The sequence below is a fragment of the Actinoplanes missouriensis 431 genome, assembly GCF_000284295.1.
Taxonomy (GTDB): Bacteria; Actinomycetota; Actinomycetes; order Mycobacteriales; family Micromonosporaceae; genus Actinoplanes; species Actinoplanes missouriensis.
The window spans coordinates 5,510,224-5,535,493 of the sequence record NC_017093.1 but is presented as its reverse complement, the minus strand read 5'-3'; the positions used below and the strand labels follow the sequence as shown (position 1 = coordinate 5,535,493).

Annotated in this window: 27 protein-coding genes; 15 read left to right on the top strand and 12 right to left on the bottom strand. The window is 71.3% G+C overall.

The window, feature by feature from the left end; translation table 11 throughout:
* The first annotated feature begins 56 nt into the window (after positions 1-56).
* Positions 57-1,106 carry an ROK family protein gene (locus AMIS_RS25645; RefSeq protein ID WP_014445325.1) on the top strand — a complete coding sequence of 350 codons (1,050 nt, stop codon included), beginning with the start codon at positions 57-59 and terminating at the stop codon, positions 1,104-1,106.
* A 4-nt stretch (positions 1,107-1,110) separates the two neighbouring features.
* Here AMIS_RS25645 and AMIS_RS25640 read toward each other — a convergent pair whose 3' ends face one another.
* Positions 1,111-1,458, bottom strand: a complete 348-nt coding sequence (locus tag AMIS_RS25640; protein WP_041830059.1) for an STAS domain-containing protein — start codon at positions 1,456-1,458, stop codon at positions 1,111-1,113.
* Between the two features lie 103 nt (positions 1,459-1,561).
* Positions 1,562-3,055 (bottom strand): glucose-6-phosphate dehydrogenase, encoded by a 1,494-nt coding sequence (gene zwf / locus AMIS_RS25635; protein WP_041831277.1) that lies wholly within the window; start codon positions 3,053-3,055, stop codon positions 1,562-1,564.
* Positions 3,056-3,207: 152 nt separating this feature from the next.
* Here zwf and AMIS_RS25630 point away from each other — a divergent pair, with 152 nt between their 5' ends.
* Positions 3,208-4,146 (top strand): DHH family phosphoesterase, encoded by a 939-nt coding sequence (locus AMIS_RS25630; RefSeq protein WP_014445322.1) that lies wholly within the window; start codon positions 3,208-3,210, stop codon positions 4,144-4,146.
* A 181-nt stretch (positions 4,147-4,327) separates the two neighbouring features.
* On the opposite strand, the gene AMIS_RS25625 is transcribed toward AMIS_RS25630, so the two are convergent.
* The gene (locus AMIS_RS25625) at positions 4,328-5,176 is read right to left on the bottom strand and encodes a DUF1775 domain-containing protein (RefSeq protein WP_014445321.1); all 849 of its coding nucleotides are present in this window, start codon (positions 5,174-5,176) and stop codon (positions 4,328-4,330) included.
* Positions 5,177-5,277: 101 nt separating this feature from the next.
* Between AMIS_RS25625 and AMIS_RS25620 the strand changes: the two genes are divergently transcribed.
* Positions 5,278-5,487, top strand: a complete 210-nt coding sequence (locus AMIS_RS25620; RefSeq protein ID WP_041830058.1) for an RNA-binding S4 domain-containing protein — start codon at positions 5,278-5,280, stop codon at positions 5,485-5,487.
* A gap of 74 nt (positions 5,488-5,561) precedes the next feature.
* The gene (locus AMIS_RS25615; RefSeq protein ID WP_014445319.1) at positions 5,562-6,446 is read left to right on the top strand and encodes a hypothetical protein; all 885 of its coding nucleotides are present in this window, start codon (positions 5,562-5,564) and stop codon (positions 6,444-6,446) included.
* Positions 6,447-6,633: 187 nt separating this feature from the next.
* Here the strand turns inward: AMIS_RS25615 and AMIS_RS25610 are convergent, their stop codons facing one another.
* The 4 genes from AMIS_RS25610 to AMIS_RS25595 all read right to left on the bottom strand — a co-directional run bounded on the left by AMIS_RS25610 (position 6,634) and on the right by AMIS_RS25595 (position 8,018).
* Complete coding sequence (locus AMIS_RS25610) at positions 6,634-6,837, bottom strand: hypothetical protein (RefSeq protein ID WP_014445318.1); 204 nt, start codon at positions 6,835-6,837, stop codon at positions 6,634-6,636.
* A gap of 136 nt (positions 6,838-6,973) precedes the next feature.
* Entirely contained in the window at positions 6,974-7,303 is a 330-nt protein-coding gene (locus AMIS_RS25605; RefSeq protein ID WP_014445317.1) for a hypothetical protein, read from the bottom strand.
* Positions 7,300-7,569, bottom strand: a complete 270-nt coding sequence (locus AMIS_RS25600; RefSeq protein ID WP_014445316.1) for a hypothetical protein — start codon at positions 7,567-7,569, stop codon at positions 7,300-7,302. The genes AMIS_RS25605 and AMIS_RS25600 overlap by 4 nt, the downstream gene beginning before the upstream one ends.
* An 80-nt stretch (positions 7,570-7,649) precedes the next feature.
* Entirely contained in the window at positions 7,650-8,018 is a 369-nt protein-coding gene (locus AMIS_RS25595; protein WP_014445315.1) for an FKBP-type peptidyl-prolyl cis-trans isomerase, read from the bottom strand.
* A gap of 133 nt (positions 8,019-8,151) precedes the next feature.
* Between AMIS_RS25595 and AMIS_RS25590 the strand changes: the two genes are divergently transcribed.
* From AMIS_RS25590 to AMIS_RS25570, 5 genes are all read left to right on the top strand, one after another.
* Positions 8,152-9,045 (top strand): lytic polysaccharide monooxygenase, encoded by an 894-nt coding sequence (locus tag AMIS_RS25590; RefSeq protein ID WP_014445314.1) that lies wholly within the window; start codon positions 8,152-8,154, stop codon positions 9,043-9,045.
* An 84-nt stretch (positions 9,046-9,129) separates the two neighbouring features.
* Positions 9,130-9,405 carry a hypothetical protein gene (locus AMIS_RS25585; RefSeq protein ID WP_014445313.1) on the top strand — a complete coding sequence of 92 codons (276 nt, stop codon included), beginning with the start codon at positions 9,130-9,132 and terminating at the stop codon, positions 9,403-9,405.
* Between the two features lie 21 nt (positions 9,406-9,426).
* Complete coding sequence (locus tag AMIS_RS25580) at positions 9,427-10,818, top strand: DUF4331 domain-containing protein (RefSeq protein ID WP_014445312.1); 1,392 nt, start codon at positions 9,427-9,429, stop codon at positions 10,816-10,818.
* Complete coding sequence (locus AMIS_RS25575; RefSeq protein WP_014445311.1) at positions 10,815-11,189, top strand: hypothetical protein; 375 nt, start codon at positions 10,815-10,817, stop codon at positions 11,187-11,189. The genes AMIS_RS25580 and AMIS_RS25575 overlap by 4 nt, the downstream gene beginning before the upstream one ends.
* 25 nt (positions 11,190-11,214) lie before the next feature.
* The gene (locus tag AMIS_RS25570; RefSeq protein WP_014445310.1) at positions 11,215-12,216 is read left to right on the top strand and encodes an AraC family transcriptional regulator; all 1,002 of its coding nucleotides are present in this window, start codon (positions 11,215-11,217) and stop codon (positions 12,214-12,216) included.
* Here AMIS_RS25570 and AMIS_RS42960 read toward each other — a convergent pair.
* Together AMIS_RS42960 and glgC are read right to left on the bottom strand one after the other, a co-directional pair.
* The gene (locus AMIS_RS42960; protein ID WP_014445309.1) at positions 12,190-12,600 is read right to left on the bottom strand and encodes a hypothetical protein; all 411 of its coding nucleotides are present in this window, start codon (positions 12,598-12,600) and stop codon (positions 12,190-12,192) included. The genes AMIS_RS25570 and AMIS_RS42960 overlap by 27 nt on opposite strands.
* Positions 12,601-12,654: 54 nt before the next feature.
* The gene (glgC, locus tag AMIS_RS25560; protein WP_014445308.1) at positions 12,655-13,887 is read right to left on the bottom strand and encodes a glucose-1-phosphate adenylyltransferase; all 1,233 of its coding nucleotides are present in this window, start codon (positions 13,885-13,887) and stop codon (positions 12,655-12,657) included.
* A 152-nt stretch (positions 13,888-14,039) separates the two neighbouring features.
* On the opposite strand from glgC, the gene glgA reads away from it, so the two are divergent.
* From glgA to AMIS_RS25540, 4 genes are all read left to right on the top strand, one after another.
* Entirely contained in the window at positions 14,040-15,251 is a 1,212-nt protein-coding gene (gene glgA, locus AMIS_RS25555) for a glycogen synthase (RefSeq protein WP_014445307.1), read from the top strand.
* Positions 15,251-16,897 (top strand): glycoside hydrolase family 10 protein, encoded by a 1,647-nt coding sequence (locus tag AMIS_RS25550; RefSeq protein WP_014445306.1) that lies wholly within the window; start codon positions 15,251-15,253, stop codon positions 16,895-16,897. Before glgA ends, AMIS_RS25550 begins: the two co-directional genes overlap by 1 nt.
* On the top strand, positions 16,894-18,159 hold the full coding sequence (locus tag AMIS_RS25545) for an alpha/beta fold hydrolase (RefSeq protein ID WP_014445305.1): 1,266 nt from the start codon (positions 16,894-16,896) through the stop codon (positions 18,157-18,159). The genes AMIS_RS25550 and AMIS_RS25545 overlap by 4 nt, the downstream gene beginning before the upstream one ends.
* Before the next feature lie 130 nt (positions 18,160-18,289).
* Positions 18,290-18,784 (top strand): fascin domain-containing protein, encoded by a 495-nt coding sequence (locus AMIS_RS25540; protein WP_014445304.1) that lies wholly within the window; start codon positions 18,290-18,292, stop codon positions 18,782-18,784.
* A gap of 62 nt (positions 18,785-18,846) precedes the next feature.
* On the opposite strand, the gene AMIS_RS25535 is transcribed toward AMIS_RS25540, so the two are convergent.
* From AMIS_RS25535 to AMIS_RS25525, 3 genes are read right to left on the bottom strand one after another with little or no spacing between them, the layout of a single operon-like run.
* A complete protein-coding gene (locus AMIS_RS25535; RefSeq protein WP_014445303.1) occupies positions 18,847-20,463 on the bottom strand; it encodes an ABC-F family ATP-binding cassette domain-containing protein in 1,617 nt (538 codons plus the stop codon).
* Between the two features lie 30 nt (positions 20,464-20,493).
* Positions 20,494-20,925, bottom strand: coding sequence for a PPOX class F420-dependent oxidoreductase (locus AMIS_RS25530; RefSeq protein ID WP_014445302.1), 432 nt, complete (start codon positions 20,923-20,925; stop codon positions 20,494-20,496).
* Positions 20,926-20,953: 28 nt separating this feature from the next.
* On the bottom strand, positions 20,954-21,769 hold the full coding sequence (locus AMIS_RS25525; RefSeq protein WP_014445301.1) for a PhzF family phenazine biosynthesis protein: 816 nt from the start codon (positions 21,767-21,769) through the stop codon (positions 20,954-20,956).
* 114 nt (positions 21,770-21,883) lie between these two features.
* Here AMIS_RS25525 and AMIS_RS25520 point away from each other — a divergent pair, with 114 nt between their 5' ends.
* Positions 21,884-23,308 carry a sigma 54-interacting transcriptional regulator gene (locus tag AMIS_RS25520; RefSeq protein ID WP_014445300.1) on the top strand — a complete coding sequence of 475 codons (1,425 nt, stop codon included), beginning with the start codon at positions 21,884-21,886 and terminating at the stop codon, positions 23,306-23,308.
* Between the two features lie 2 nt (positions 23,309-23,310).
* A complete protein-coding gene (locus AMIS_RS25515) occupies positions 23,311-25,260 on the top strand; it encodes a vWA domain-containing protein (protein WP_014445299.1) in 1,950 nt (649 codons plus the stop codon).
* Positions 25,261-25,270: the final 10 nt, after the last annotated feature.

Here is a 25,270-nt window from a genome sequence, read left to right as displayed (position 1 = left end):
CCGCAATCCGTCTGCACCCGTGTCCCCGGCGGGCCCCACGTCGTAGGCTCAAGCCCGTGGATCGAGCTGAAACGGTACGGACCCCGTCCTCCTGGGTCGTCGTCGGCCTGGACAACGGCGGCACCTGCAACAACGCCACGGTTCTCGACGCGACCGGGCAGTTCCTCGTCAGCAACCTCGTGGAGAACCCGAGCCGGGTGCTGGACGGGCCGGAGTCCGCCGTCGAAGCCCTCGCCGAGGCGTTCACCGGCATCCTGGAACTGACCAGCACCCCGCTCTCGCTGGTCCGCGCGGTCGGTCTGGACACCCCGGGCCCGGCCAGCGCCAACGGCGTCATCTCGTCGAAGGGCGCCACCAACTTCAACATGGCGGCCTGGCACGGCTTCGACATCCGCGGCGCCCTGGAGAAACGGCTCGGCCTCTCCGTCGTCTACCACAACGACGCCAACGCGGCGGCTCTCTACGCGCATCACCGGCACTTCGGCGCCGAGGCGCTGGAGAAGGGCTCGGTCTCCGCGATCGTCGGCACCGGCCTCGGCGGCGGGGTGGTCGAGAACGGCAAGGTGATCCGTGGCGCCGCCGGGATGGCGGGCGAGCTCGGCCACGTCCAGATCCCGCTGCACGGCGTCCTCGACGACGGCCAGCCGGTGCCGGTGTGCAACTGCGGCTTCGAGGGTGACGTGGAGAGCATCGCGTCGCTGACCGGCATCAAGAAAAACCTTCTGCCGTACTGGCTGACCCGGTTCCCGGACCACCCGCTGGCCGGCGAGCCGATCGAACGGGCCGCGAAACTGCTCCGTGGCTACGGGGAGAAGGACGATCCGCTCGCGATCGCGGTCTTCAGCCAGCAGGCCCGGGCGATCGGCAAGCTGTTCACCATCGCCGCCAACTTCACCGACCCGGACGCGTACTTCCTGGGCGGCGGCGTGGTCGAGGCCGCGCCGCACTTCCGCCAGTGGTTCCTCAACACGGTCCGGGAGAGCACCCAGCTGCGCGACGAGCAGGCCCGGGCGGCGACCTTCGCCCTGGTCCCCGACCTGGACATGGCCGGCGCCCGGGGCGCGGCGGTGGCGGCCCTCGACGCGGTGGCCGCCGGCACCCGCTAGCTAGCTAGCCGGTCGGAGGCTCGTCCTTCATCGCGGTCGCCAGGTCCGGGAACATCGGGAGGTACTCGGTGAGGCCGAGCGTGTCGAAGAGGCGCCGCAGGAAGCCGGACGGGGCGGCGAGACGGACCCAGCCGCCCCGCTCGGTGGCCCGGCCGTGCGCGGTGACCAGCACGCCGACACCCATCGAGTCACAGAAGTCCAGGCCTGACACGTCGACGACGACGCGCGGTGCCGGGCGTTCGACGAGGCGGCCGAGGTTGGCCTTGAGAGCGGGCGCGGTGTCGATGTCGAGGGATCCGCGCAGGACGAGAACGGCCGTGTTCGGTGGATGATGGGCGACCGAGACCTGCATATGTGTGACTTTCGTGAACGGGGCCGGGGTGGGCTCGCGGGGATCGAGACTGATGACCACCCTATGCGAGCCCACCTCCGGTTGCTCGTTTGACGCGTGAAGGTCAGGCGGCGTTTCGCCACTTGCGGCCGTTACGGCCGATCAGGCGGTCGGCGTCGGTCGGACCCCACGAGGCCGCTTCGTACGTCGGGATCGGCGACCGGTCGTTCGCCCAGTGCTCGATGATCGGGTCGACGACCCGCCAGGACTGCTGCACCTCGTCGCTGCGGATGAAGAGCGACGCGTCGCCGATCAGGGCGTCCAGGAGCAGCCGCTCGTACGCCTCCGGGGACTCCTCGACGAACGTGTTCTCGTAGGAGAAGTCCATCGACGCGGTCCGCACCCGGAACGAGTGGCCCGGCACCTTGGCGCCGAACCGCAGCGAGATGCCCTCGTTCGGCTGGATGCGCAGGACCAGCGCGTCCGCGTCCAGCTCGGTGAGCTGGCTGGTCGGGATCGGCAGGTGCGGCGGCCGCTGGAACTGCAGGGCCACCTCGGTGACGCGGGCCGGCAGGCGCTTGCCGGTGCGCACGTAGAACGGGACGCCGGCCCAGCGCCAGTTGTCCACGTTGAGCCGCATCGCCGCGTACGTCTCGGTGCGTGACAGCGGGTCGACGCCGACCTCCTCGCGGTAGCCGGCCATCAGCTCCTCACGGGTGCCGCCGCGGGTGTACTGGCCGCGCACCGCCGCGTCGGCGATGTCCCGGTCGGTGGGCAGCCGGATCGCCTGGAGCAGCTTCACCTTCTCGTTGCGCAGGTTCTCGCCCTCGAACGAGACGGGCGGCTCCATCAGCGCGAGCGCGAGGACCTGGAGCACGTGGTTCTGCACGATGTCGCGCATCGCGCCGGCGTGCTCGTAGAAGCCGCCGCGGGTGCCGACGCCGAGCGTCTCGGCCACCGTGATCTGCACGTGGTCGACCCAGGACCGGTCCCAGATGGGCTGGAAGATCGAGTTGGCGAACCGCAGCGCGAGCACGTTCTGGACGGTGTCCTTGCCCAGGTAGTGGTCGATGCGGAAGACCTGCGACTCCTCGAACGCCTGGTGCACGACGCCGTCGAGCTCGCGGGCCGTGGCCAGGTCCCGCCCGTACGGCTTCTCGATGACCAGCCGCGAGAAGGTGTTCTCGGACTCCTGGTTGAGACCGGCGCCGGCCAGGCCGCAGATCACCGGCTCGAACGCGCCGGCCGGGGTGGAGAGGTAGAACAAACGGTTCCCGGACGTGCCACGCTGCGCGTCCAGTTCGTCGAGCACCTCGGCGAGGCGCTTGAAGGTCTCCGGGTCGTCGTAGCCACCCGCGACGTAGCGGATGCCACCGTTGAGCTGGCGCTTCTCGGCCAGGCTGCGGCCGCCCAGCGCGCTCTCCGCGAACTGCTCGTCGCTCATCGGCGTCCGGGCGACGCCGACCAGCGCGAACTGGTCGGGAAGGCGGTTGTGCCGGGCCAGGCTCTCGACGGCCGGGAGCAGCTTACGGCGGGTCAGGTCACCCGAAGCGCCGAAGATCACCAGCGTGGCTGGCGGGGCGCTGCGCTCCTGGATGAGCTGAGGTGCGTGGTCCATGGTCTGCGTGTCCTCCGACCGGGTCGTTACCGTCCGTTCGACCTTACGGCGCGGCAGGGTCCGGTGGTTCACATCCATACCGCGATGCGACCAGGGCCATACCGAAAAAAGTGGCAAACTGGGCTCAAAGGTCTGGCATCCGAGGGGGACCCGTGAAGTACCGGCTCGTGACCCGCAGCGACTTCGACGGCCTGGTCTGCGCCGTCCTACTGCGGCTGCTCGACCTCATCGACGACATCAAGTTCGTGCACCCCAAAGATGTGCAGGACGGCGTCGAGGAGATCACCGACCGGGACATCCTGACCAACCTGCCGTACGCGCCGGGCGCGCACATGGTCTTCGACCATCACCACTCCGAGACGCTGCGCAACTCCGGCGACCTGCCGAACCACATCATCGACCCGGACGCGCCCTCGGCCGCCCGGGTGATCTACGACCACTACGGTGGCAGGGAGCGTTTCCCGGGCGTCTCCGACGACCTGATGCGGGCCGTCGACCAGGCCGACTCGGCGAACTACACGCTCACCGACATCCTCAGCCCGACCGGCTGGACGCTGCTGAACTTCCTGATGGACAGCCGCACCGGGCTGGGCCGGTTCCGCAATTTCCGGATCTCCAACTACCAGCTGATGATGAAGCTCATCGACGCCTGCATCGAGCACCAGGACGTGCACGAGATCCTGGCCCTGCCGGACGTCGCGGAGCGCGCCCAGCTCTTCCACGACTGCTCGGCCCGGTTCGTCGAGCAGCTGCACCGGGTCTGCCGGCTCGACGGCGACGTGGTCGTCGTCGACCTGCGCAACGAGGAGCTGATCGAGGCCGGGAACCGCTTCATGGTGTACGCGCTCTTCCCGGAGGCCCGCGTCTCGGTGCACATCATCTGGGGCCGGCAGAAACTCAACACCGTCTTCGCCTGCGGCAAGTCGATCCTCGACCGGGGATCCCCGGTCGACATCGGCGAGGTGATGCTGCGCTACGGCGGCGGCGGACACATCGCGGCCGGCACCTGCCAGGTCCCGCACGACGAGGCGGACCGGGTGGAGCGCGAGATCATCGACGCGCTGCGCACCGAACGGGTCGCGGCGGTCTAGAACCCTTCGTGCGGACGTGAATAGGGCGGGCGGGTTTCCCCGCCCGCCCTGCGCGCGGATCACGGGCCTTGCCCGGGGCCCCACCCGCCGGTCGTGGCTCACGCCCCACGCGCTCGCCACGACGTCCTCACGCCCACCCGCGTGAGGTTTCCCGCTCGCAGGCCGGGCCTGCGTCGGAGTCTCAGCCCTTGAAGGCCCACTTGCTCGTGCCCGCCGTGACCGGCTCCCGGCCGGTCTCGGCCGGGTCCGTCTCGTTCTCGCCGGGCTCCTCACCGCCCGGCTCCTCCTCGGCGCGGTGCCGGTCCTCCGGCTCGCCGGGACGCCGCCGGTTGCGCAGGAGGGCCCCGCCCGCGCCGGCCAGCGCCAGCGCCGCGACCACCCAGCCGGCGATCGACATCACCGACGGGCCGTTGTTCTCGTCGAGGATCTCGTCGAACGCGGCCTGTTCCGCGGGCGACAGCCCGGCCGTCTGATCCGTCCCGGTCGCGCCACCGCCCGTGCTGCCACCGTGGTGACCGGCCGCAGCCGTGCCGTCGGACGGGGTGAGCGTCAGCGCGGCGGGCGGCATGGCCGGCGCCGCCGAGCCGTCGGCGTACCGGGCGTCGACCGTGAAGCCCATCGAGCTCAGGGTCGGCAGCGGGCCCACCGCGACGGTCAGATCCGCGGATCTGCCGGGCGCGATCGTGGTGCCGTTCACCGCGATCCAGGTGACCGCGCTCGGCACCTGGTCGACGGGCGTCGCGCCGTGGATCTGCTCGATCGGCCGGCTCAGCTTCTGCCAGCTGATCCTCGGCGCCCAGTCGTCCACCGACAGCGGATAGACCTCGGCGATCGGCGTGTCCGCCGGGATCCGCAGCGTCACCTCGGTGATCGGCGCCTTGCCGTCGTTGGTGACGTGGAACGTCAGATTGGCTCCACTGCCCTGCGGCGCGCTCGCCGGGCTCACCGTCACATCAGCCGCGGCCGGGCCGGCCGCGACGAACACGGCGGCAGCGGAAACCGCGGTCAGCACGCCCGCACGGCGGGCCATCCCCAGATGCCTCACGACATGTAGTTCGGATCACCGGCCCGGATGGTTCAACGACGGCCCGGAAGTTTTCGAGATCCTTTCTCATGCCGGATGATGAGCGGATGCGAGACGTTTCCATCGGCGGCGACATGATCCGGCTGGGCCAGTTCCTCAAACTGGCGGACCTCATCGACACCGGCGGCGAGGGCAAGATCCTGATCGCCTCCGGCGACGTGGCCGTGAACGGCGAGGTCGACACCCGCCGGGGCCGCCAGCTGCACCCGGGCGACGTCGTCGAGGTTCAGGGCCGCAGCGCGCGGGTGGCCGTTTAGCGGCGGAACCCCCGATCAGGGGAAAACCTGAATGCGGACGGAACCGGCGTGACGGCGGGGTCGTCGTACCGGTCATGACCCGAACCCGCGGCCTCCTGACCGCCGCCGCCATCCCCATGCTCCTGCTGGGCGCCTGCGCCCGGCCCGGCGCCGCCGGTGAGGCCGGCGCGCCAGGCCCGGTGACCGGGAGCCCGGTCACCGAGAGCGCGGCCGTGCCCGCCGACGACGCCGTGGTGCTGCGTGTGCATCACCGGGGCGGTTTCGTTCCCCCGCAGTTCCTGGTCGGCCGGCTGCCGCTGGTCAGCGTCTACGCCGACGGCCGGGTGATCACCGAGGGGCCGACCACGCTCATCTATCCCGGCCCGGCGCTGCCCAACCTCCAGGTCGCCCGGATCTCCCCGCAGCAGGTCAAGCAACTGGCCGCCGAGGCGGAGAAGGCCGGCGTGAAGACCGGCGCCGACTTCGGCACGCCCGGCGTCGCCGACATCCCGAGCACCGTGGTCACGGTCGTCACCGGGTACGGCACGCAGACCGTCGACGTGGTCGCCCTCAACGAGGCGCAGCCGGACGACAGCGCGCTGACCGCCGCGAACCGGGCGGACCGCAAGAAGCTGAAGGCGTTCGTCGACAAGCTGACCGGTCTGGGCGGGACCGGCGCCGAGCCGTACCGGCCGCGGGAGCTCGCCGCGATCGCCCAGCCGTGGACCGACCCCGGTGACGGCCTCGGCGGCGAGCCGGTCGCGTGGCCCGGCCCGCAACTGCCGGGCGAGGCGCTGAACAAGGCAGCAGGGATCCACTGCGTGGCCGTCTCCGGCGCACAGAAGGACGCCGTCTGGGCCGCCGCGAGCACGGCGAACCAGCGGACGGCGTGGACGTCCGGGGACAAGCAGTGGTCGGTGCTGTTCCGCCCGCTGCTGCCGGACGAGTCCGGGTGCGGGTCGCTGCGGAGCGCCGAGTGAGCCCGTTCGGCGACTTCTCCGAGGAGTTCCCCGCTCCCGCCGGGGAATCGGAGCCGATGCCGGCCCGGCCGCGTTGCTGCCGGGCCCGGACGGTCATCCCCCGCGGCCGCCGCCGCCCTCGCCGCTGATCATCGCGCCGGTCCTTCCACTGACGGGCACGCCGGTCAGTCGTGCGGGATCCGGCGTGTCACCCGACGTGGTTGATGACGCCAGCGCGCACGCCGGAGGAGGTCGGCGCGGCCTGCGGCGCCGCCGGGTGGCGGGACGGCAGCCGGTCGCGCGGGTGCTCGGGGAGCACCGGCGCGTCGACCAGGTGCGCCTGGATGAACGCCTCGGCCAGCTTGTCGCCGTGGACCTTCAGAGGTTCCTCGGTGTGATGTTCTTCTGCCATGGGCTCATGATCGACCCATCCGGTTGCATCGGGGCCGATTTGCCGCAAGCCCCGCCACACCGCAGCCCGGCCGCCGCGTGCCGGGTCGGGCCGCGTGCCGGGTCAGGCCACGTGCCGGGTCAGGCCACGTGCCGGGTCAAGCCGCGTGGCCGCTCTGGGCCGCGTGGGCGATCGCCCGGCGCAGCACCGCGACCGACACCGTGAGGTCCCCGGCCATGTCGGTCAGGCCCAGCTCGATCCACTCGCGGACCAGCTGGGAGTAGGGCACCCCGGCCTGGTCGGCGGCGGCCCGGACGCGCTGGGCGAGCGCCGGCGGGACCCGGACGCCGAGCGGCACCATCGGCTCGGTCTCCGGGATCGGCGGCAGACTGACCCGCGCGGTCTCGTCGTAGGTGACAGTGCCGGCGGCGAAGGCGGCCGCCGCCGCACCGAGCTGATCGTCGGAGTACTGCTGCTGCCTGCTCATGACGCCTCCCAAGCCTCGAACCGCGCGAGTTCGTCCGGTGTCATCTCCCGGGCGCCGATGATCTGCTGCTGGTGCCCGCCGAGAAGACGGACCGCGACCACCAGGGGCCGGCCGGACTCGGTCCGCCCGCTGATCGTCAGGAAGTGGACCCCGGCGCTCTCCGCGGCGAGCGGGAGCCGCTGCTTGGCGGAGAGCACCTGGGTCACTTCCCACGTCTCGACGTTGCGCAGGGCAGCCAGTGCCGCTGTCAGCCACTCGTACCCCACGTACCCAGCGTAAGACGTTCGTTTGACAGCGTCGAGGCCCGGTCGGTCGAACCGGCCGGGCCCCACGGGCGAACGAGCTGTCAGTGAACCTCGAGCAGGTCCACCACGAAGATCAGGGTCTCGTTCGGCTTGATGGCGCCGGCCGCGCCCCGGGCTCCGTAGCCCATGTGCGGCGGGATGACGAGACGGCGGCGGCCACCGACCTTCATGCCGGCCACGCCCTGGTCCCAGCCGGCGATGACCTGCTGGCCGCCGACCCGGAAGCCGAACGGCTCGCCGCGGTTGTAGGAGGCGTCGAACTCCTTGCCCGTGGACTGGGCGACACCGACGTAGTGGACGCTGACGTACTCGCCGGGCTTCGCCTCCTGGCCGTCACCCTCGACGATGTCCTCGATCAGCAGCTCGCTGGCGGGGGAGTCGGGGATGGGGCCGACGTCAGGCTTGTTCATGAATCCTCCAGAATTTCTTACCGGACATCGGCCATGCAATCACAGCTTCTCGCCCGCTGAACGAGCGGTGCCCGAAGTACGTACCTCCGGGTGGCCGGGAACCGCCCGGCCCCGCCGTGTCCTGGAGTGTCCCGTGTTCCTCCGCCGTCTCGCCGTCGCCGGTCTCGTCGCCGCCGCCGCGGTGCCCGCCGTTCCCACTGCCGCGCTCGCGCATGGCGCGCCGGTCACGCCGATCAGCCGGAGCGCCGCCTGCGGCGGTAACGGCAGCAGGACCGGTGCGGCGGCCTGCGTCGCCGCGCGCAAGGCCACCGGGGGACGATTGGGGGCGTACGACAACGTGCGGCTCGCCGGCGTGAACGGCGCGGACCGGGAGCGGGTGCCCGACGGGCAGCTGTGCAGCGCCGGGATCGCCCTGTACGAAGGGCTGGACCTGCCCCGCGACGACTTCCCGGCGACCGGGGTGAGATCCGGGCAGCGGCTCGCGGTCTCCTATCGCGGGACGATCCCGCACCGGGGCAGCTTCCGGATCTACCTGACGAAGAAGGGTTACGACCCGGGCGAGAAGCTGACCTGGGACGATCTCGGCGCCGAGCCGCTCGCCGAGATCACCGACCCGCCGCTGACCGGCGGCGCGTACCGGATGCGGGTGACGCTGCCCCAGCGGACCGGGAGGCACCTGCTCTACGTGGTGTGGGAGACGTCGAGCACACCTGACACGTACTACTCCTGCTCGGATCTGACGTTCCCGGTGCCGGCGGTGAAGAAGGCGGCCGCCACCAAGAAGCCGTCGCCGTCACCCTCGAAGACCGAGGACGTGAAGGAGCCGGTCACCGAGGAACCGGAGGAGCCCCAGGAGACCACCGCGGCGCCGGAGTCGTCCGGCACCCCCACTCTCGCCGCGATCGGGGCGAGCGACGACGGAACGATCACTCTCGGACACTGGCTGATTGTGGGAGCGCTCACAACAGCGGCCCTGGTCACGGCCGGTGCGGGCGTCACCCGGATGCGCCGGCTTAAAAAAGGTTGAACCGCGGCTGTGTGGATCTCGTACTGACGGGCGTCGACAATGCACCGCCCGTCCGGCCCCCCAAGTGACGACGAAAGGCCCAGCATGAGTCGTGTTCGTTACCGCGCACAGAGCCGCGGATGGCTGTCCCGCCGCCGGGTTCTCGCCCTCGCCGCGACAGGCGTCGGCGTCTCGGCCGTCTCCATCACCGGCCTGAGCCTGGCCGGCGAGAACGGCGACGCGAAGAACGACGGCCAGCCACTGGTGCTCTCCCTGCGGGACGCGGCCAAGGGAACGTTCGACGTGTTCTCCGGTGACCAGAAGGTCACCATCACCGACAAGAAGCTCGCCGCCCGGCTGCTCAAGGCCACCGGCCGCTAACGGACTCAAGGAGAACACCGAATGTCTTCCCACCGCGAAGCACCGGAGATCAGCAAAGACCCGGTGGCCGACAGCTCCGACCTGTACGCGTTCGTCAGTCCCGACGACCCGGACACGGTCACGCTGATCGCCAACTACGTCCCGCTGCAGCTCCCGGCGAGCGGCCCGAACTTCTTCGAGTTCGGCGACGACGTGCTCTACGAGATCCACATCGACGCGAACGGCGACGCCCGCCCCGACGTCACGTACCAGTTCCGGTTCCGCACCGAGCTGCGCAACGACCGGACGTTCCTCTACAACACCGGCCCGATCGAGTCGCTGGACAGTGAGAACTGGAACCGGCGGCAGTTCTACTCGGTCACCAAGGTCGACGCGCACGGCAAGAGCACGGTTCTCGCGAAGAGCCTGCCCTGCCCGCCCTGCAACGTCGGCCCGCTCTCGATCCCCGATTACGAGAAGCTCGCCGAGGACGCGGTGCACAAGCTGAAGAGCGGCGAGAAGGTCTTCGCCGGCCAGCGCGCCGACGCGTTCTTCGTCGACCTCGGCGCGATCTTCGACCTGGGCGCCCTGCGGCCGTTCCAGGACAAGCACCTGGTCGGGCAGAACCTGTTCAACTACGCCGGCAAGGCGGTCAACGCCACCGACAAGACGAACGTGCACAGCATCGCGATCCAGATCCCGCTGCACATGGTCCGCCGGGACGGCAAGAAGCGGGTACGCGGCCGCGACGCCGGAGCGGTCATCGGGGTGTGGACGTCGGCGAGCCGCCGGCAGGTCGAGGTCCGGAACAACTCCGCCGGCAACGACGTGGTCGTCGGGCCGCAGGTGCAGGTGTCCCGGCTCGGCAATCCGCTGTTCAACGAGGTCATCGTCCCGATGGCGGAGAAGGACAAGTGGAACAGCCTGCCGCCGAGTGAGGACAAGCGGTTCGCCGAGTTCGTCGCCACCCCGGAGCTCGGTGCGCTGCTGCCCGTGCTCTACCCGGGTCTCTTCGACAACCTGGCCGCGCTGAACAAGACCAAGGAGCCGCGCGCCGACCTGCTCGCGATCCTGCTCACCGGCATCCCGGACGGCCTGATCGACGGCTTCCAGAACAACACCGGCACGCTGCAGGCGGACATGCTGCGGCTGAACACGGCGATCCCGCCGGCCGAGAAGGAGAACAAGTTCGGCGTGGTCGGCGGCGACCTGGCCGGTTTCCCGAACGGGCGGCGCATCGCCGACGACGTGGTCTCGATCTCGCTGCGGGCCATCGCCGGCGCCACCGTGCCGCTGGTGAACGCCGACTTCGAGCCGGACGCCGCGGCTGCCCTGGTCGAGCAGGGCCTGAGCATCAAGGACGCCAGCGCCGGGCTGCTGAAGAAGTTCCCCTTCCTGGGCACCCCCTTCGACGGATTCGGAAACCCCTCGTGACCCACAGCCACGGACACGGCCACCACCATCACCACACGCTCGCGCCCTCCGGGCAGGGCACGGTGATGCTGAACATCGGCGGTGACATCGGCGCGCTGATCATCGATACTCCCGGCCACCTGCACGGTCACGAGATCGAGGTCAGCCCGGTGGGCACGCCGGGCGAGCGGACCCATGCGGCGGTCCGGGCCCGGTACGTCCGGGGCGGCGTCACGTTCTGCGTGGTCCTCGACGCGCTGCCGCGGGGCCGGTACCTGATCTGGCAGGAGGGCGACGACCCGCTCGCCGAGATCGAGGTACGCGGTGGCGCGGTCGCCGAGTTCACCTGGCCCGCCACTGCTGTCCCCAGCAGGACACTGCTTTCCGTCTAGTCTGGACGCCATCTACCCTGACGACATGGCGAGCGGCCCCGTCACCCCGGGGGCGGACACCCCGGTCCACGTCGCCCTGCGCACCACCGACGTGGACGAGGCGCGGGCGTTCTGCCGCCGGCTCTACTACGGCCCGATGCGGATCGAGCCGGTCGGCGACCCGGCCCGCCTGGAGTTCAGCGCGGACGTGGTGCTGCTCGGCCCGATCACCATCGGCGAGGTGGGGTACGGGACGGACATCCGGCTGACGATCGGCGAGCTGGAGACCTCGTACCACGTGTTGCTGCCGCTCACCGGGATGCTGCGGTCCCGGCACCGGGGAGCGGTGGTCTACGCCGACCCGACCCGCGCCGCCGTCTACCGCCCGAGCGGCGACATCGAGCTGGACTGGCCGGGCACCTGCCGGCTGATCAGCGTCAAGGTGGAGCGGGGGGCGCTGGAACGGGAGCTGGACGCCGGCCTGGACCAGCGGGTCATCTCGCCGATGCCGCTCGGGGCCAGTTTCGACCTGGTCGACGGTCCCGGGCGGACCTGGGCGGCGCTGGTCCGGCTGCTGCTCAGCGAGCTGCGCGGACCGGACGCCCTGGCCAGCCGGCCCCGGATGGCGGCCCGCTGGCGGGACATGGTGGTCAGCGGGCTGGCGCTGAGCGTCGAGCATCCGTACGGGCAGGAGCCGGCCGGGCTGCAGGGCCCGTACCGGCCGCGGACCGTGAAGCGGGCGCTCGACGTGATGCACGCCGAGCCGTGGCGGCCGTACACGATCACAGATCTGGCGACCGTGGCCGGCGTCGGGGTGCGGGTGCTCCAGGAGTCGTTCCGGCAGCATGTCGGGATGCCGCCGCTGACCTATCTGCGGCGGCTGCGCCTGGACGGGGTGCACGCCGAGTTGTCCCGCGCCGATCCGGGGCGGGCCAGCGTCAGCGAGGTCGCGTACCGGTGGGGGTTCACCCATCTCGGCCGGTTCGCCGGGGCCTACCGGGAGCGGTTCGGCGTCTCCCCGTCACACACGCTGCGGCACCGGGGATAGACGCCCGCCGGTCAGCTCGCTCGACGGCTCCACGCCTCGGGCGGCGAGGAAGTCGCGGATCGCGGCCAGCACCCGGTGCTCTATCAACCGCTGGTGCTTGCGGACGTCCGGGTGGCTGCCGAGGTCGCCGGATCCGGGCGGGGAGGTGAGTTCCCGTACCCCCAATCGGGCGCCGTGGTCGAAGCCCGGCGTGAGCTGCTCGCCGGAGCCGGACCGGACGCAGTGCCCGAGCACCGGGCCGAGTGTGAACCCGTAGGACGGGGCGACGGCCCGGTGCGGCTGCCGGTAGACCTCGCGGATCGCGGTGTCCCGGAAGTCCTCGTCGAGGTACGCCGCCGCGCAGAGGTGCCGGGTGGTGGCGGTGAAGTCCTCCGGGTACGGCACGACCTCAGATTACGAAGACCTAATGGCAGGCGTAAATGTGCCTATGGGGTGATATCAGAGCTCGACCCGCTGGCCCTTGCCGATGACGACCACGCCGTTGTCGCTGACCGTGTAGAGCTTGCGGTCCCGGTCGAGGTCGACGCCGATCTGGGCGCCCTCGGGGATCACCACGTTCTTGTCGATGATGGCGTTGCGGATCACCGCGCGGCGGCCCACCGACACGCCCTCCATGATCACCGCGCCGTCCACATGGGCCCACGAGTTCACCCGCACATTTGGCGAGATCACCGAGCGTTCCACGAGCGCGCCGGAGACGACCACGCCGGGGGAGATCATCGAATCGATGGCGCGGCCCTGGCGGTCGTCGTACCCATGCACGAATTTGGCCGGCGGCCAGGAACCGTAGTTCGTGAAGATCGGCCACTCGTGGTTGTAGAGATTGAAGATCGGCAGGGTGGCGATCAGGTCCATGTGGGCCTCGTAGAACGAGTCCAGCGTCCCCACGTCACGCCAGTAACCGCGGTCGCGGTCGGTGCTGCCGGGCACGTCGTTGTCGCGGAAGTCGTAGACGTTCGCCTCGCCGCGCTCCACCAGCATCGGGATGATGTTGCCGCCCATGTCGTGCTTGCTGTCCGGGTTCTGCGCGTCGGCGGAGACCGCCTCGCAGAGCGCGCGGGTGGTGAAGACGTAGTTGCCCATCGAGGCGTAGACCTCCTCGGGCGAGTCGGGCAGGCCCGTCGCGTCCTTCGGCTTCTCCCGGAACGCCTTGATCTTCTTGCCGTCCTCGGCCACGTCGATCACGCCGAACTGGTCGGCCATCGAGAGTGGCTGCCGGATGCCGGCCACCGTCACCGCGGCGCCCGAGGCGATGTGGTCGTTGACCATCTGCTTCGGGTCCATCCGGTAGATGTGGTCGGCGCCGAAGACGATCACGTAGTCCGGAGCCTCGTCGTTGATCAGGTTGAGGCTCTGGTAGATCGCGTCGGCCGAGCCGGCGAACCAGCGCGGGCCGAGCCGCTGCTGTGCCGGGACCGGTGTCACGTAGTTGCCGAGGAGCGTGGACATCCGCCAGGTCTTGGAGATGTGCCGGTCCAGCGAGTGCGACTTGTACTGCGTCAGAACAACGATCTTGAGATACCCCGCGTTCGCGAGGTTGGACAACACGAAATCGATCATGCGGTAGATGCCGCCGAACGGCACGCCGGGTTTGGCCCGGTCCGCCGTCAAGGGCATCAGGCGCTTGCCTTCCCCACCAGCCAGAACGATCGCAAGCACCTTGACAGCCATGGGAAGGACGCTAGTGTTCCGGCTGCCCGTCCGCCACCCGAAGGGGTGGTTCGAAATATCTTGCTTGGGCTGTCGTCCTCTTGCGGATCCGGCATGATCATCCTAGCGGTCGGCCCGGCCGGTGATCGCGGCGGCCAGCTATCCTGCGACTCGTGACCGATTCGGGAACCCGACGACTGCGAGCCGACCTGATCACCCGTGAGTACCCGCCGGAGGTCTACGGCGGCGCCGGGGTGCATCTCGAGTACCTGAGCCGTGACCTGCGGCGACTCGCCGACGTGCGGGTGCACTGCTTCGGCGCGCCGCGCGACGAGCCGGGCGTCACGGCGTACCCGGAGATCGCCGAGCTGGCCGGGGCGAACGCGGCCCTGCGCACGATGGGTGTGAACCTCGCGATGGCGAACGGCGCGGCCGGCGCCGACGTGGTGCACAGCCACACCTGGTACGCGAACTTCGCCGGGCACACCGCGAAGATGCTGCACGGCATCCCGCACGTGATGACCACGCACAGCCTGGAGCCGCTGCGCCCGTGGAAGGCCGAGCAGCTCGGCGGGGGGTACGCGCTCTCCTCGTTCTGCGAGCGGACCGCCGCGGAGAACGCCGACGCGATCATCGCGGTCTCCGGCGGGATGCGGCGGGACGTGCTCCGGGCGTACCCGTCGGTGGATCCGGACCGGATCCGGGTGGTCTACAACGGCATCGACACCGAGCTGTACTCGCCGGACCACGGGACGGACGTGGTGGACCGGCTCGGCATCGACCGCAACCGGCCCAGCGTCGTCTTCGTCGGCCGGATCACGCGGCAGAAAGGCCTGCCGTACCTGATGCGGGCCTGTCACGACCTGCCCGCCGAGGCGCAGATCATCCTGCTCGCCGGCGCGCCCGACACCCCGGAGATCGCGGCCGAGGTCGCCGGGCTCGCCCGGGAGCTGCGCGAGGCCCGCGACCCGCAGGGCGTGATCTGGGTGCAGGAGATGCTGCCCAAGCAGGAGGTCATCCAGGTGCTCACCCACGCGACGGTCTTCGTCTGCCCGTCGATCTACGAGCCGATGGGCATCGTGAACCTGGAGGCGATGGCCTGCGAGACAGCCGTGGTCGCCACCGCGACCGGCGGCATCCCCGAGGTGGTCGCGGACGGCGAGACCGGCCTGCTGGTGCCGATCGAGCAGGTCCAGGACGGTACGGGCACGCCGGTGCACCCGGAGAAGTTCGTGGCCGACCTGTCCGCGGCGCTGACCCGGGTGCTGCGCGACCCGCAGCTCGCCGAGACGATGGGCAGGGCCGGTCGCCGCCGTGCGGTGGACCACTTCAGCTGGGCGCGGATCGCCGAGGACACCCTCGAGGTCTATCGTTCGGTGCTCTGATGGCTCGCCACTCCCAGCTCAGCCGATCCGTCCTCCGCCGCCCCCCGCTGCGCCTGGCCCTGCTGCTCGCCGTCGTGCTGTTCACCGTCGGCGTCCTCGGCGTCGGACTGGTCCGGGCCGCCTTCCACTCGCCGCTCGCCACCGATCCGGCCGGGGGTGATCCGGCCGAGGGCGATCCGGTGCCGGTGGTGGCCGCGCCGGCGCCGACGTCGGCCGGGCGCTGCGGCACGACGCCCGTGAAAGCTCCCCGCGAGCTGCGCGGGATGTGGCTCACCACGGTCTACAACATCGACTTCCCGTCGAAGCCGGGCCTGTCCGAGGCGCAGGTGAAGGCGGAGTACCTGAGGTGGCTCGACCTCGCCGTCGCGCAGAACCACAACGCGATCTTCGTGCACGTCCGGCCCAGCGGCGACGCGTTCTGGAAGTCCGCGTACGCGCCCTGGTCGAACTGGCTGACCGGCAAGCTGGACGGCACCGACCCCGGCTGGGACCCGATGGCGTTCATGGTCGAGCAGGCGCACGCGCGCAACCTGGAGTTCCACGCCTGGTTCAACCCGTACCGGGGCACCCAGCCGGCGCCCAGCGGGGCCGGCACCGATCTGGCGAAACTGGCGGCGAACCATCCGCTGCGCGCGCATCCGGACTGGCGGATCGCCTACCCCACGGGGAAGACCGGACGGCTCTACTTCGATCCGGGCAACCCGGAGGCGCGGCGGTTCGTCGAGGACGCGATGCTGGAGGCGGTCACGAAGTACGACATCGACGGCGTGCACTTCGATGACTTCTTCTACCCGTACCCGGAAAAGGGTGAGGATTTCCCCGACGACGCGTCCTACGCGAAGCACGGTGGCGGCGCGTCGCGGGCGAGCTGGCGCCGGCAGAACGTCGACACCCTGGTCCGGGAGATGCACGAGCGCATCGCCGCGGTGAAACCGTGGGTCAAGTTCGGGATCAGCCCGTTCGGCATCTGGCGCAACGGCGGCGAGGGCTCCGACACCAACGGCCTGGAGAGCTACAGCGCCATCTACGCCGACACCCGCAAGTGGGTGCGCGAGGGCTGGCTCGACTACATCGTCCCGCAGCTCTACTGGACGATCGGCTTCGGCAAGGCGGACTACGCGAAGGTGCTGCCCTGGTGGGCGAAAACGGTCAAGGGCACCGGCGTGCAGCTCTACATCGGGATGGCCGACTACCGGGTCGGTGAGGACGGCGATTGGAGCGACCCGGCCGAGCTCGACCGGCAGATGCGGCTCAACGACAAGTACGGCGTGCAGGGGCAGGTCCACTACAGCGCCAAGATGATCCGGGAGAACAAGCTCGGCTCGGTCACCCGGTACCGCAACGCGCACTACGCGACGCCGGCGCTGCAACCCCGGATGGACCGGCTGCCGTCCGCGCCACCCGCCGCGCCGCGGCTGGTCGCGGCGGAACGCGACGGTAACGGGAAGCTTCGGTTCGAGGCGGCGGCCGGCGGGGTGAGCTGGGCGCTCTACCGCGGCGGGGACCTCGTCGCCACCGGGCGGGCCGGCACGCCGGTGGCCGACCCGTCGCCACCGTCGGGCGCCGCGGCGTACTGCCTGTCGGCCCTGGACCGATCCGGGAACGAGAGCCCGCTCAGCGCTCCGCTCACGGTGGCCGCCGGATGATCGCGCACCCGGGACTCCGCTTCACCGACCACACCGTCACCGTGCCGCTCGACCACCGACGGCCCGGTGCCGCCGGGATCGAGGTCTTCGCGCGGGAGGTCGTCGCCGCCGACCGGGCCGGTGACGACCTGCCCTGGCTGCTCTACCTGGAGGGTGGCCCCGGCGGCCGGGCGCCCCGGCCGCTGCGGGCCGACTCCTGGCTGGCCCGGGCGGTGCGGACGCACCGGGTGCTGCTGATGGACCAGCGGGGGACCGGGCGCAGCACGCCGATCACCGCGCGGACCGTGCGGGACATGCCGGCCGACCGGCTCGCGGCGTTCGTCACACTGTTCCGGGCGGACAGCATCGTGGCCGACGCGGAGATCCTGCGGGAGCGGGTGGCCGGTGGGTCGAAGTGGGACACGCTCGGGCAGAGCTACGGCGGGTTCATCACGATGGCCTATCTGTCGGCGGCGCCGCAGGGGTTGCGGACCTGCTTCGTGACGGGTGGGTTGCCGGGGCTGTCGGTGACCGCTGACGAGGTGTACGCGCGTACCTATCCGCGGGTCGCCGCCAAGAACGCGGAGTTCTACCGGGCGTTCCCGGAGGATGCGGGGCTGGTGCGCGGGCTTGCCGATCACCTGGCGGAGAACGTGGTGCTGCTGCCGGACTCCGATCGGCTGACGCCCCGGCGGCTGCGGGTTCTGGGCAGCGTGTTCGGGATGAGTTACGGGTACGCGCAGGTGCACTGGTTGCTGGAGCAGGCGTGGCTGCCCGGCGGGTCCGAGCTTTCGGATGCGTTCCTCCATGACGTGATGAGACTGACCGGGTTCGTCGACGCGCCGATCTTCGCTCTGCAGGAGTTCACCTACGGGCAGGGGGCGGTGGCGACCGGGTGGGCCGCGTCACGGGCGATCCAGAGATATCCCGATTTCGCGGAGGACGCCGACCCGCTGCTGTTCACCGGCGAGATGATGTACCCCTGGATGTTCCGGGAGATCGCCGCGCTCCGCCCGTTCGCCGGCGCCGCCGACCTGCTCGCCGCCGGCGAGGACTGGCCGATTCTGTACGACACCGCCCGTCTCGCCGCCAACGAGGTCCCGGTCCTGGCCGCCGTCTACGCCGACGACATGTACGTCGACGCCGGCCTGTCGATGCGGACGGCGGCCGAGGTGGGGAACGTGCGGACCTGGCTGACCAGTGAGCACGAGCACGACGGCCTGCGTACCTCGGGGGACGCCGTGCTCGGTCACCTCTTCGCGATGGCCGCCGGTCTGCGCTGAGCCGGGACCGGCTCACCCGGCCCGAGCGGCGTGGGCGGTGACCGCCGCGCCACGCCGCTGCGTAGTTTTCGTCCCAAATGTCCTATTCTGTGGGGGTAAATCAGGCAACTACGCACTTGGGGGATCACCCATGTCTCGTCTTCTGTGCGCCGGCGCTGTCGCCGCCGTCTCGGTGGCCTGCCTCGCCACGCCCGCCGCGGCCGCGCCGCCGACCACGATGGACTGCAGCATCCAGACCCGCAGCGGCCACTACGTGACGGCGGTTGACGGCGGCGGCCGGGCGGCCGACGTGGTGCGCACCGACGCCACCACGGTCGGCCCCACCGAACGGTTCCAGCTCATCGCGCTGACCACCACCACGTTCGCGGTCCGCACCCCGAAGAAGAACTACATCAGCGTCGTCGGCGGCGGTGGCCGCACCGCCGACGTGATCCGCTCGAACGCCACCACCGTCGGCGCCAACGAGAAGCTCACGGTCGTGCCGATCGCCGACGGCTGGGCCGCGATCCGCACCCCGAGCGGCAACTACCTGACCGCTGTGGGTGGCGGCGGCCGCCGTGCCGACGTGGTCCGCTCCACCGCCACGAAGATCGGCCCGGACGAGCGCTTCAAGTTCAACTGCTGATCTCCCGGTGGTGAGCGGCTCGGAGCGCCGGCCGGACCGGCCGGCGCTCCGAGCCGTGCTCTTCAGGCGGTCACCTTGCCGTCCGCCACCTCCAGGTGACGGTTCGTCGCCACCGCCTCCAGCATCCGGCGGTCGTGTGTCACCAGCAGCAGCGTCCCCGTGTACCCGCCCAGCGCCGCCTCCAGCTGCTCGATGGCCGGCAGGTCCAGATGGTTCGTCGGCTCATCCAGGACCAGCAGATTCACCCCGCGCGCCTGCAACAGCGCCAGCGCCGCCCGGGTCCGCTCGCCCGGCGACAGCGTCCCCGCCGGCCGCATCACTTGGTCGGACCGCAGACCGAACTTGGCGAGCAGCGTGCGCACGTCGGCGTCCGCCCAGGCCGGGACGGCCGCGCCGAACGCCCGCATCAGCGGCTCCTCGCCGAGGAACAGCCCGCGCGCCTGGTCGACCTCGCCGACCACCACACCGGGGCCGAGGTGCTGCGTCCCGGAGCCGAGCGGGATCCGGCCGAGCAGCGCGTCGAGCAGCGTCGACTTGCCCGCGCCGTTGCCGCCGGTGATCGCCACCCGGTCGGCCCAGTCGATCTGCAGGGTCACCGGGCCGAGCGTGAACGAGCCGCGCGTGACCACCGCATCGCGCAGGGTCGCCACCACCGCGCCGGACCGGGGCGCCGCGGCGATCTCCATGCGCAGCTCCCACTCCTTGCGGGGCTCCTCGACGACCTCCAGCCGCTCGATCATCTTCTCGGTCTGCCGGGCCTTGGCGGCCTGCTTCTCGCTGGTCTCCCCGCGCTGGCTCTTCGCGATCTTGTCGTTGTCGGGCGCCTTGCGGCGGGCGTTGCGGACGCCCTTGTCCATCCAGGCGCGCTGCATCCGGGCCCGTTCGAGCAGGTCGTCCTTCTTGTCGGCGTACGACTCGAAGGCGGCGCGCGCGTGGGCCCGGGCCAGTTCCCGTTCGGCGAGGTAGGAGGCGTAGCCACCGCCGTACAGGTGCACCTGTTGCTGGGCGAGGTCCAGTTCGAGGACCTTGGTGACGGTCCGGGTCAGGAACTCACGGTCGTGGCTGACCACGACGGCGCCGGCCCGCAGACCCGAGACGAACGCCTCGATCCGCTCCAGCCCGTCCAGGTCCAGGTCGTTCGTCGGCTCGTCGAGCAGGTAGATGTCGTAGCGGCTGAGCAGCAGCGACGCCAGCCCGGCGCGGGCCGCCTGCCCGCCGGAGAGCGAGGTCATCAGCGCGTCGAGGTCCATGGTCAGCGCCTCGGCCCGTTCCTCCAGGTCGGCGCCGCCCAGGTCGAGCCAGCGTTCCAGGGCGGCCGCGTACCTGTCGTCGGCGTCCGGCGCCCCGTCCGCGAGCGCCTGCGCGGCGGCGTCCATGGCCTCCTGCGCGGCGGCCACCCCGGTGCGGCGCGCCAGGAAGTCACGGACGGTCTCGCCGGTTCGCCGCTCCCGTTCCTGCGGCAGATATCCGACGTTGGCGGTGGGCGGGCTGAGCGCGACGCTTCCGCCCTCGGTGGGGATCAGACCGGCGAGGGTACGCAGGAGAGTCGTCTTGCCCGCCCCGTTCACGCCGACCAGACCGATCACGTCGCCCGGCGCGACGACGAGGTCGAGTCCGGCGAAGAGGGTGCGGTCGCCGTGCCCCGCGGCGAGATCCCGGGCAATCATCGTGGCGCTCATCAAGCGCCATCCTAGATTTACCGCAGGCCCTTACCGCAGGCTGGCTCCGTAGACGTGGTCCACGGTCATCGTCATGAGCACCCGCCGGTCGGCCACCATCACCGACCGGTACTCGTCCCAGTCCGGATGCTCGCCGGCGGCCCGCCGGTAGTAGTCGACGAGCGCCTCCACCTCCGGCCCGGCCGGGTCGTCACCCGGGCCGGTGAGGGTGGCGACGCCCTCGGCGGTCGCCCACGACCAGCCGTCCGCGCTCGTCACCTCGAGGGTGGCCCGCGGGTCGCGGCGCAGGTTGATGGTCTTGGCCCGCCCCTCGGTCATCGAGACCAGGATGACGTCGGCCTCGGCGTCGTAGTAGGGCGTGACCGGGGAGAGCTGCGGCCGGCCGTCCGCCTTGATCGTGGCGAGGACACCGAGCCGGCTCTCCGCGAGCAGCGTGCGCGGGTCGAACAGGGTTGCCGTCATGACAGGGGCAGCCTCCCGCCCGCGGAACTTATTCCGTGATCGGGGCGGCGTTCCCGCTGACCCGCACGCCGGGGGAGCCGGCGACGAGCCGGACCGTGATCCGGCTGGGCCGGCCCATGTCGTCGCCCTGGCGCAGGGCGACGGTCGCCTCCTGCGGCACGATCCCCAGCTCACGCAGGTACCCGCCGAGCGCCGCGGCCGCCGCGCCGGTCGCCGGGTCCTCGTAGACGCCGCCGATCGGGAACGGGTTGCGCACGTCGAAGGTGTCCGCCGAGGCGCGGGACACCAGCTGCACGGTGGTCCAGCCGTGCGCCTCCATCAGCGCTTTCAGCGCCGGCACGTCGTAGTCCAGCTCGGCGAGGCGCCGGCGGCTGGTCACGGCCAGGATCGGGTGGTACGCCCCGGCGTACGCCACCCGGGGCGGCAGCTGCTCGTCGAGGTCGCCGGTGTCCCAGCGCAGCGCCGCGAGCAGCTCCGCCAGCTGGTCCGCGGGGAGGTCCGTCACGCGCGGGTCCACGCTGGTCAGTGTCGCCACCCCGGCCGCGACCGTGACCGGGACCGGCCCCGCGTTGGTGACGAACAGGTGGTCGCCGTCGCCGAGCGCGACCGCCGTGGCGACCGTCGCGTGCCCGCAGAACGGGACCTCGGCGAGCGGGCTGAAGTAGCGCACCCGGATCCCGTCGCCGTCGGGGCCGGTCACGAACGCGGTCTCCGAGTACCCCACCTCGGCCGCGATCTTCTGCATCTGCTGGTCGTCGAGCCCGGAGGCGTCCAGGACCACGCCGGCCGGGTTGCCTCCCGCCGGATCCGAGCTGAACGCCACGTACCGTGCGATGTCTGTCATGCCGCTGAGCCTGCGCCGCGCCGACCGGGGTGAGCCAGAGCCAATCTCGCGGGTCTGGATGCGTCGCCCATCACATTCGTGGATTGTCGCAGCGACAGGAGTAGCGTTCTTGCGGTGACAGAGGCTCCTTCCGCGATCACACCCATTCCCCCCGCCGACCTGCCGCGCACTCTGGGCGAGCTGCGTGCGAGCGGGCACGAGTTCCGCACCGTCAAACAGGAGTTGCGCGACAATCTCCTGGACCGCATGCGCACCGGGCAGCCGCGTTTCCCCGGCATCGTGGGGTACGACGACACGGTGCTCCCCGAGGTCGAGCGGGCCCTGCTCGCCGGCCACGACATGGTGCTGCTCGGCGAGCGCGGCCAGGGCAAGACCCGTCTGATCCGGTCGCTGACCGGCCTGCTCGACGAGTGGACGCCGTTCATCACCGGCTCGGAGCTGCACGAGCACCCGTACCATCCGCTGACGCCGGGGAGCCGGCGGCTGGCCGCCGAGGCCGGCGACCTCCTGCCGGTCTCCTGGCTGCACCGCTCCGAGCGGTACGGCGAGAAGCTCGCCACCCCGGACACCAGCGTCGGCGACCTGGTCGGCGACGTCGACCCGATCAAGGTGGCCGAGGGCCGCGCCCTCGGTGACCCGGAGACCATCCACTTCGGCCTGGTGCCCCGGACCAACCGGGGCATCTTCGCGGTGAACGAGCTGCCCGACCTGGCCGAGCGGATCCAGGTGTCGCTGCTCAACGTGCTGGAGGAGCGGGACATCCAGGTCCGCGGCTACCAGCTGCGCCTGCCGCTCGACCTGCTGCTGGTCGCCTCCGCGAACCCGGAGGACTACACCAACCGGGGCCGGATCATCACCCCGCTGAAGGACCGCTTCGGCGCCGAGATCCGCACCCACTACCCGGTCGACCTGGAGCTGGAGACCGCCCTGATCCGTCAGGAGGCCGCCCTGGTCGCGGCCGTCCCCGAGCACCTGGTGGACGTCCTGGCGCGGTACACGCGCGGCGTCCGCGAGTCGCCGTCGGTGGACGCCCGGTCCGGCGTCTCCGCCCGGTTCGCGATCGCCGCCGCCGAGACCGTCGCCGCGTCCGCGCTGCGCCGGGCCGGCCTGCGCGGCGAGCGGGAGGCGGTGGCCCGGATCTGCGACGCGGTCTCGGTCACGTCCACGCTGCGCGGCAAGGTCGAGTTCGAGAGCGGCGAGGAGGGCCGGGAGACCGAGATCCTCGGGCACCTGCTGCGGGTTGCGACGGCCGAGACGTTCCGGGCCCGGCTCGCCGGCCTGGACCTCTCCGGCTTCACCGACCTGGTCGCCGACGGCGCGATCGTGCAGACCGGCGACCTGGTCAGCGCCGAGGAGCTGCTCGGGCAGATCGGCACCGTGCCGGGCCTGTCCAAGGTGCTCGACCGGCTCGGGTTCGGTGACGCGCCGAGCTCCGGCCAGGCGGCGTCCGGTGTGGAGTTCGTGCTGGAGGGGCTGCACCTGACCCGGCGGCTGGCCAAGGAGCTGACCGACGACGGCCGCACCCTGTACGGGAGCTGATCATGCCGGTCTTCCGCTATGGGGAGTGGCAGAACGGTCCTGATCCGCTCGCACCCCCCTACGACGTGCGGGCCGCCGTCGACGAGATGGGCGACCGGGTCATGCAGGGCGACAGCCTGCGCGACGCGCTGCGTGACCTGATCCGGCGCGGCCCGCGGGACGGCCGCGGGCTCGACGAGCTGCGGGCCCGGGCGCAGCGGCTGCGGCGCGACGCGCTGCGCCGGGGCAACCTGGACGGCGCGGTCACTAGGGCCCGGCAGATGCTGGACCAGGCCCTGGCCGCCGAGCGGGACGCGCTGGCAGCCCGCGAGGACGATGACGCGCGGTTCGCCGAGGCGCAGCTCGACAGCCTGCCCCGGTCGGTCTCGCAGGCCGTCGGGGAGCTGTCCGAATACCGCTGGGCGTCCGAGGACGCCCGGCAGATCTACCAGCAGATCCTGGACGGTTTGCGCCAGGAGGTTGTCGAGCAGCGCTTCGCCGGCATGAAGCAGGCGCTGCGGCAGGGCGACCTGACCGACGTCTCGGCGATGGTGTCGGACCTCAACGACCTGCTCGGCAAGCACGCTCGCGGGGAGGACACCGACGACGCCTTCCGCGAGTTCATGGACAAGCACGGGCAGTTCTTCCCGGACAACCCGCGCACCGTCGACGAGCTGATCGACTCGCTGGCCCGCCAGGCGGCCGCCGCCGAGCGGCTGATGCGCTCACTCAGCCCGCAGCAGCGCGAGGAGCTGCAGAACCTGATGGCCCAGGCGCTCGGCGACGGCCCCCTCGCGGAGCAGCTGGCCGAGCTCACCGACAACCTGAAGGCGCTGCGCCCCGGCATGAACTGGGGTCGCGGCGAGCGGATGCGCGGTCCGAACGACCTGGGGTACGGCGACGCCGCGTCCGCGCTCGGTGAGATCGCCGACCTGGACGAGCTGATCGACCAGCTCGGCCAGGAGCATCCGGGCGCCACCCTGGACGACGTGGACGTCGAGGCCGTGGAGCGCCAGCTCGGCCGGGGCGCCGCCGACGACGTGCGCCGGCTGCGCGAGCTGGAACGGGAACTGCGCCGCCAGGGCTGGGTGCAGCGCGACACCGAGGGCCTCACCCTCTCGCCGAAAGCGCTGCGCCGGCTCGGCCACACCGCCCTGGCACGGATCTTCCAGGACATCGCCGGGGGCAAGCGGGGCGAGCACGACATGCGCGACGCGGGCGCGGCCGGTGATCTGATCGGCTCGTCGCGACGCTGGGAGTTCGGCGACGACCAGCCGCTCGACGTGGTGCGCACGATCGGCAACGCGGTCCGCCGCCGGGCCGCTTCCCGAGACCTTCAGACCCTTCCGGTACGCCTGGAGCCGGATGACTTCGAGGTGGCCGAGACCGAGCGGCGCGCGTCCGCGGCGGTGGCTCTCTGCGTCGACCTGTCGTACTCGATGTACGCGGACGGCCGCTGGGGCCCGATGAAACAGACCGCCCTGGCGCTGTCCCACCTGGTCGCCACGAAGTACCCGCAGGACTCGCTGCAGATCATCGGCTTCGGCCTGCACGCGCAGACCCTCGGCCAGGGCGAGCTCGCGGCGATCGAGCCGACCATCGAGAAAGGCACCAACCTGCAGCACGCGCTGATGCTGGCCGGCCGGCACCTGCGCCGGCATCCGGGCGCCGAGCCGGTCGTGCTGGTGGTGACCGACGGCGAGCCGACCGCGCACCTGGAGGAGGACGGCGAGGCGGTCTTCTGGTGGCCGCCGACGCCGGAGACCGTGCGGGCGACGGTGCGCGAGGTGGACCAGCTCACCCGGTACGGCGCCACGCTCAACGTCTTCATGCTGGGTGACGATCCGGGGTTGCAGCGCTTCATCGGCAAGGTGGCCGAGCGCAACGGCGGCCGGGTCTTCAGCCCGGACGCCGAGGAGCTGGGCCGTTACGTCATCGACGACTACGTCCGGGCCCGCCGCGGCCGCCGCTGACGGCCACCGG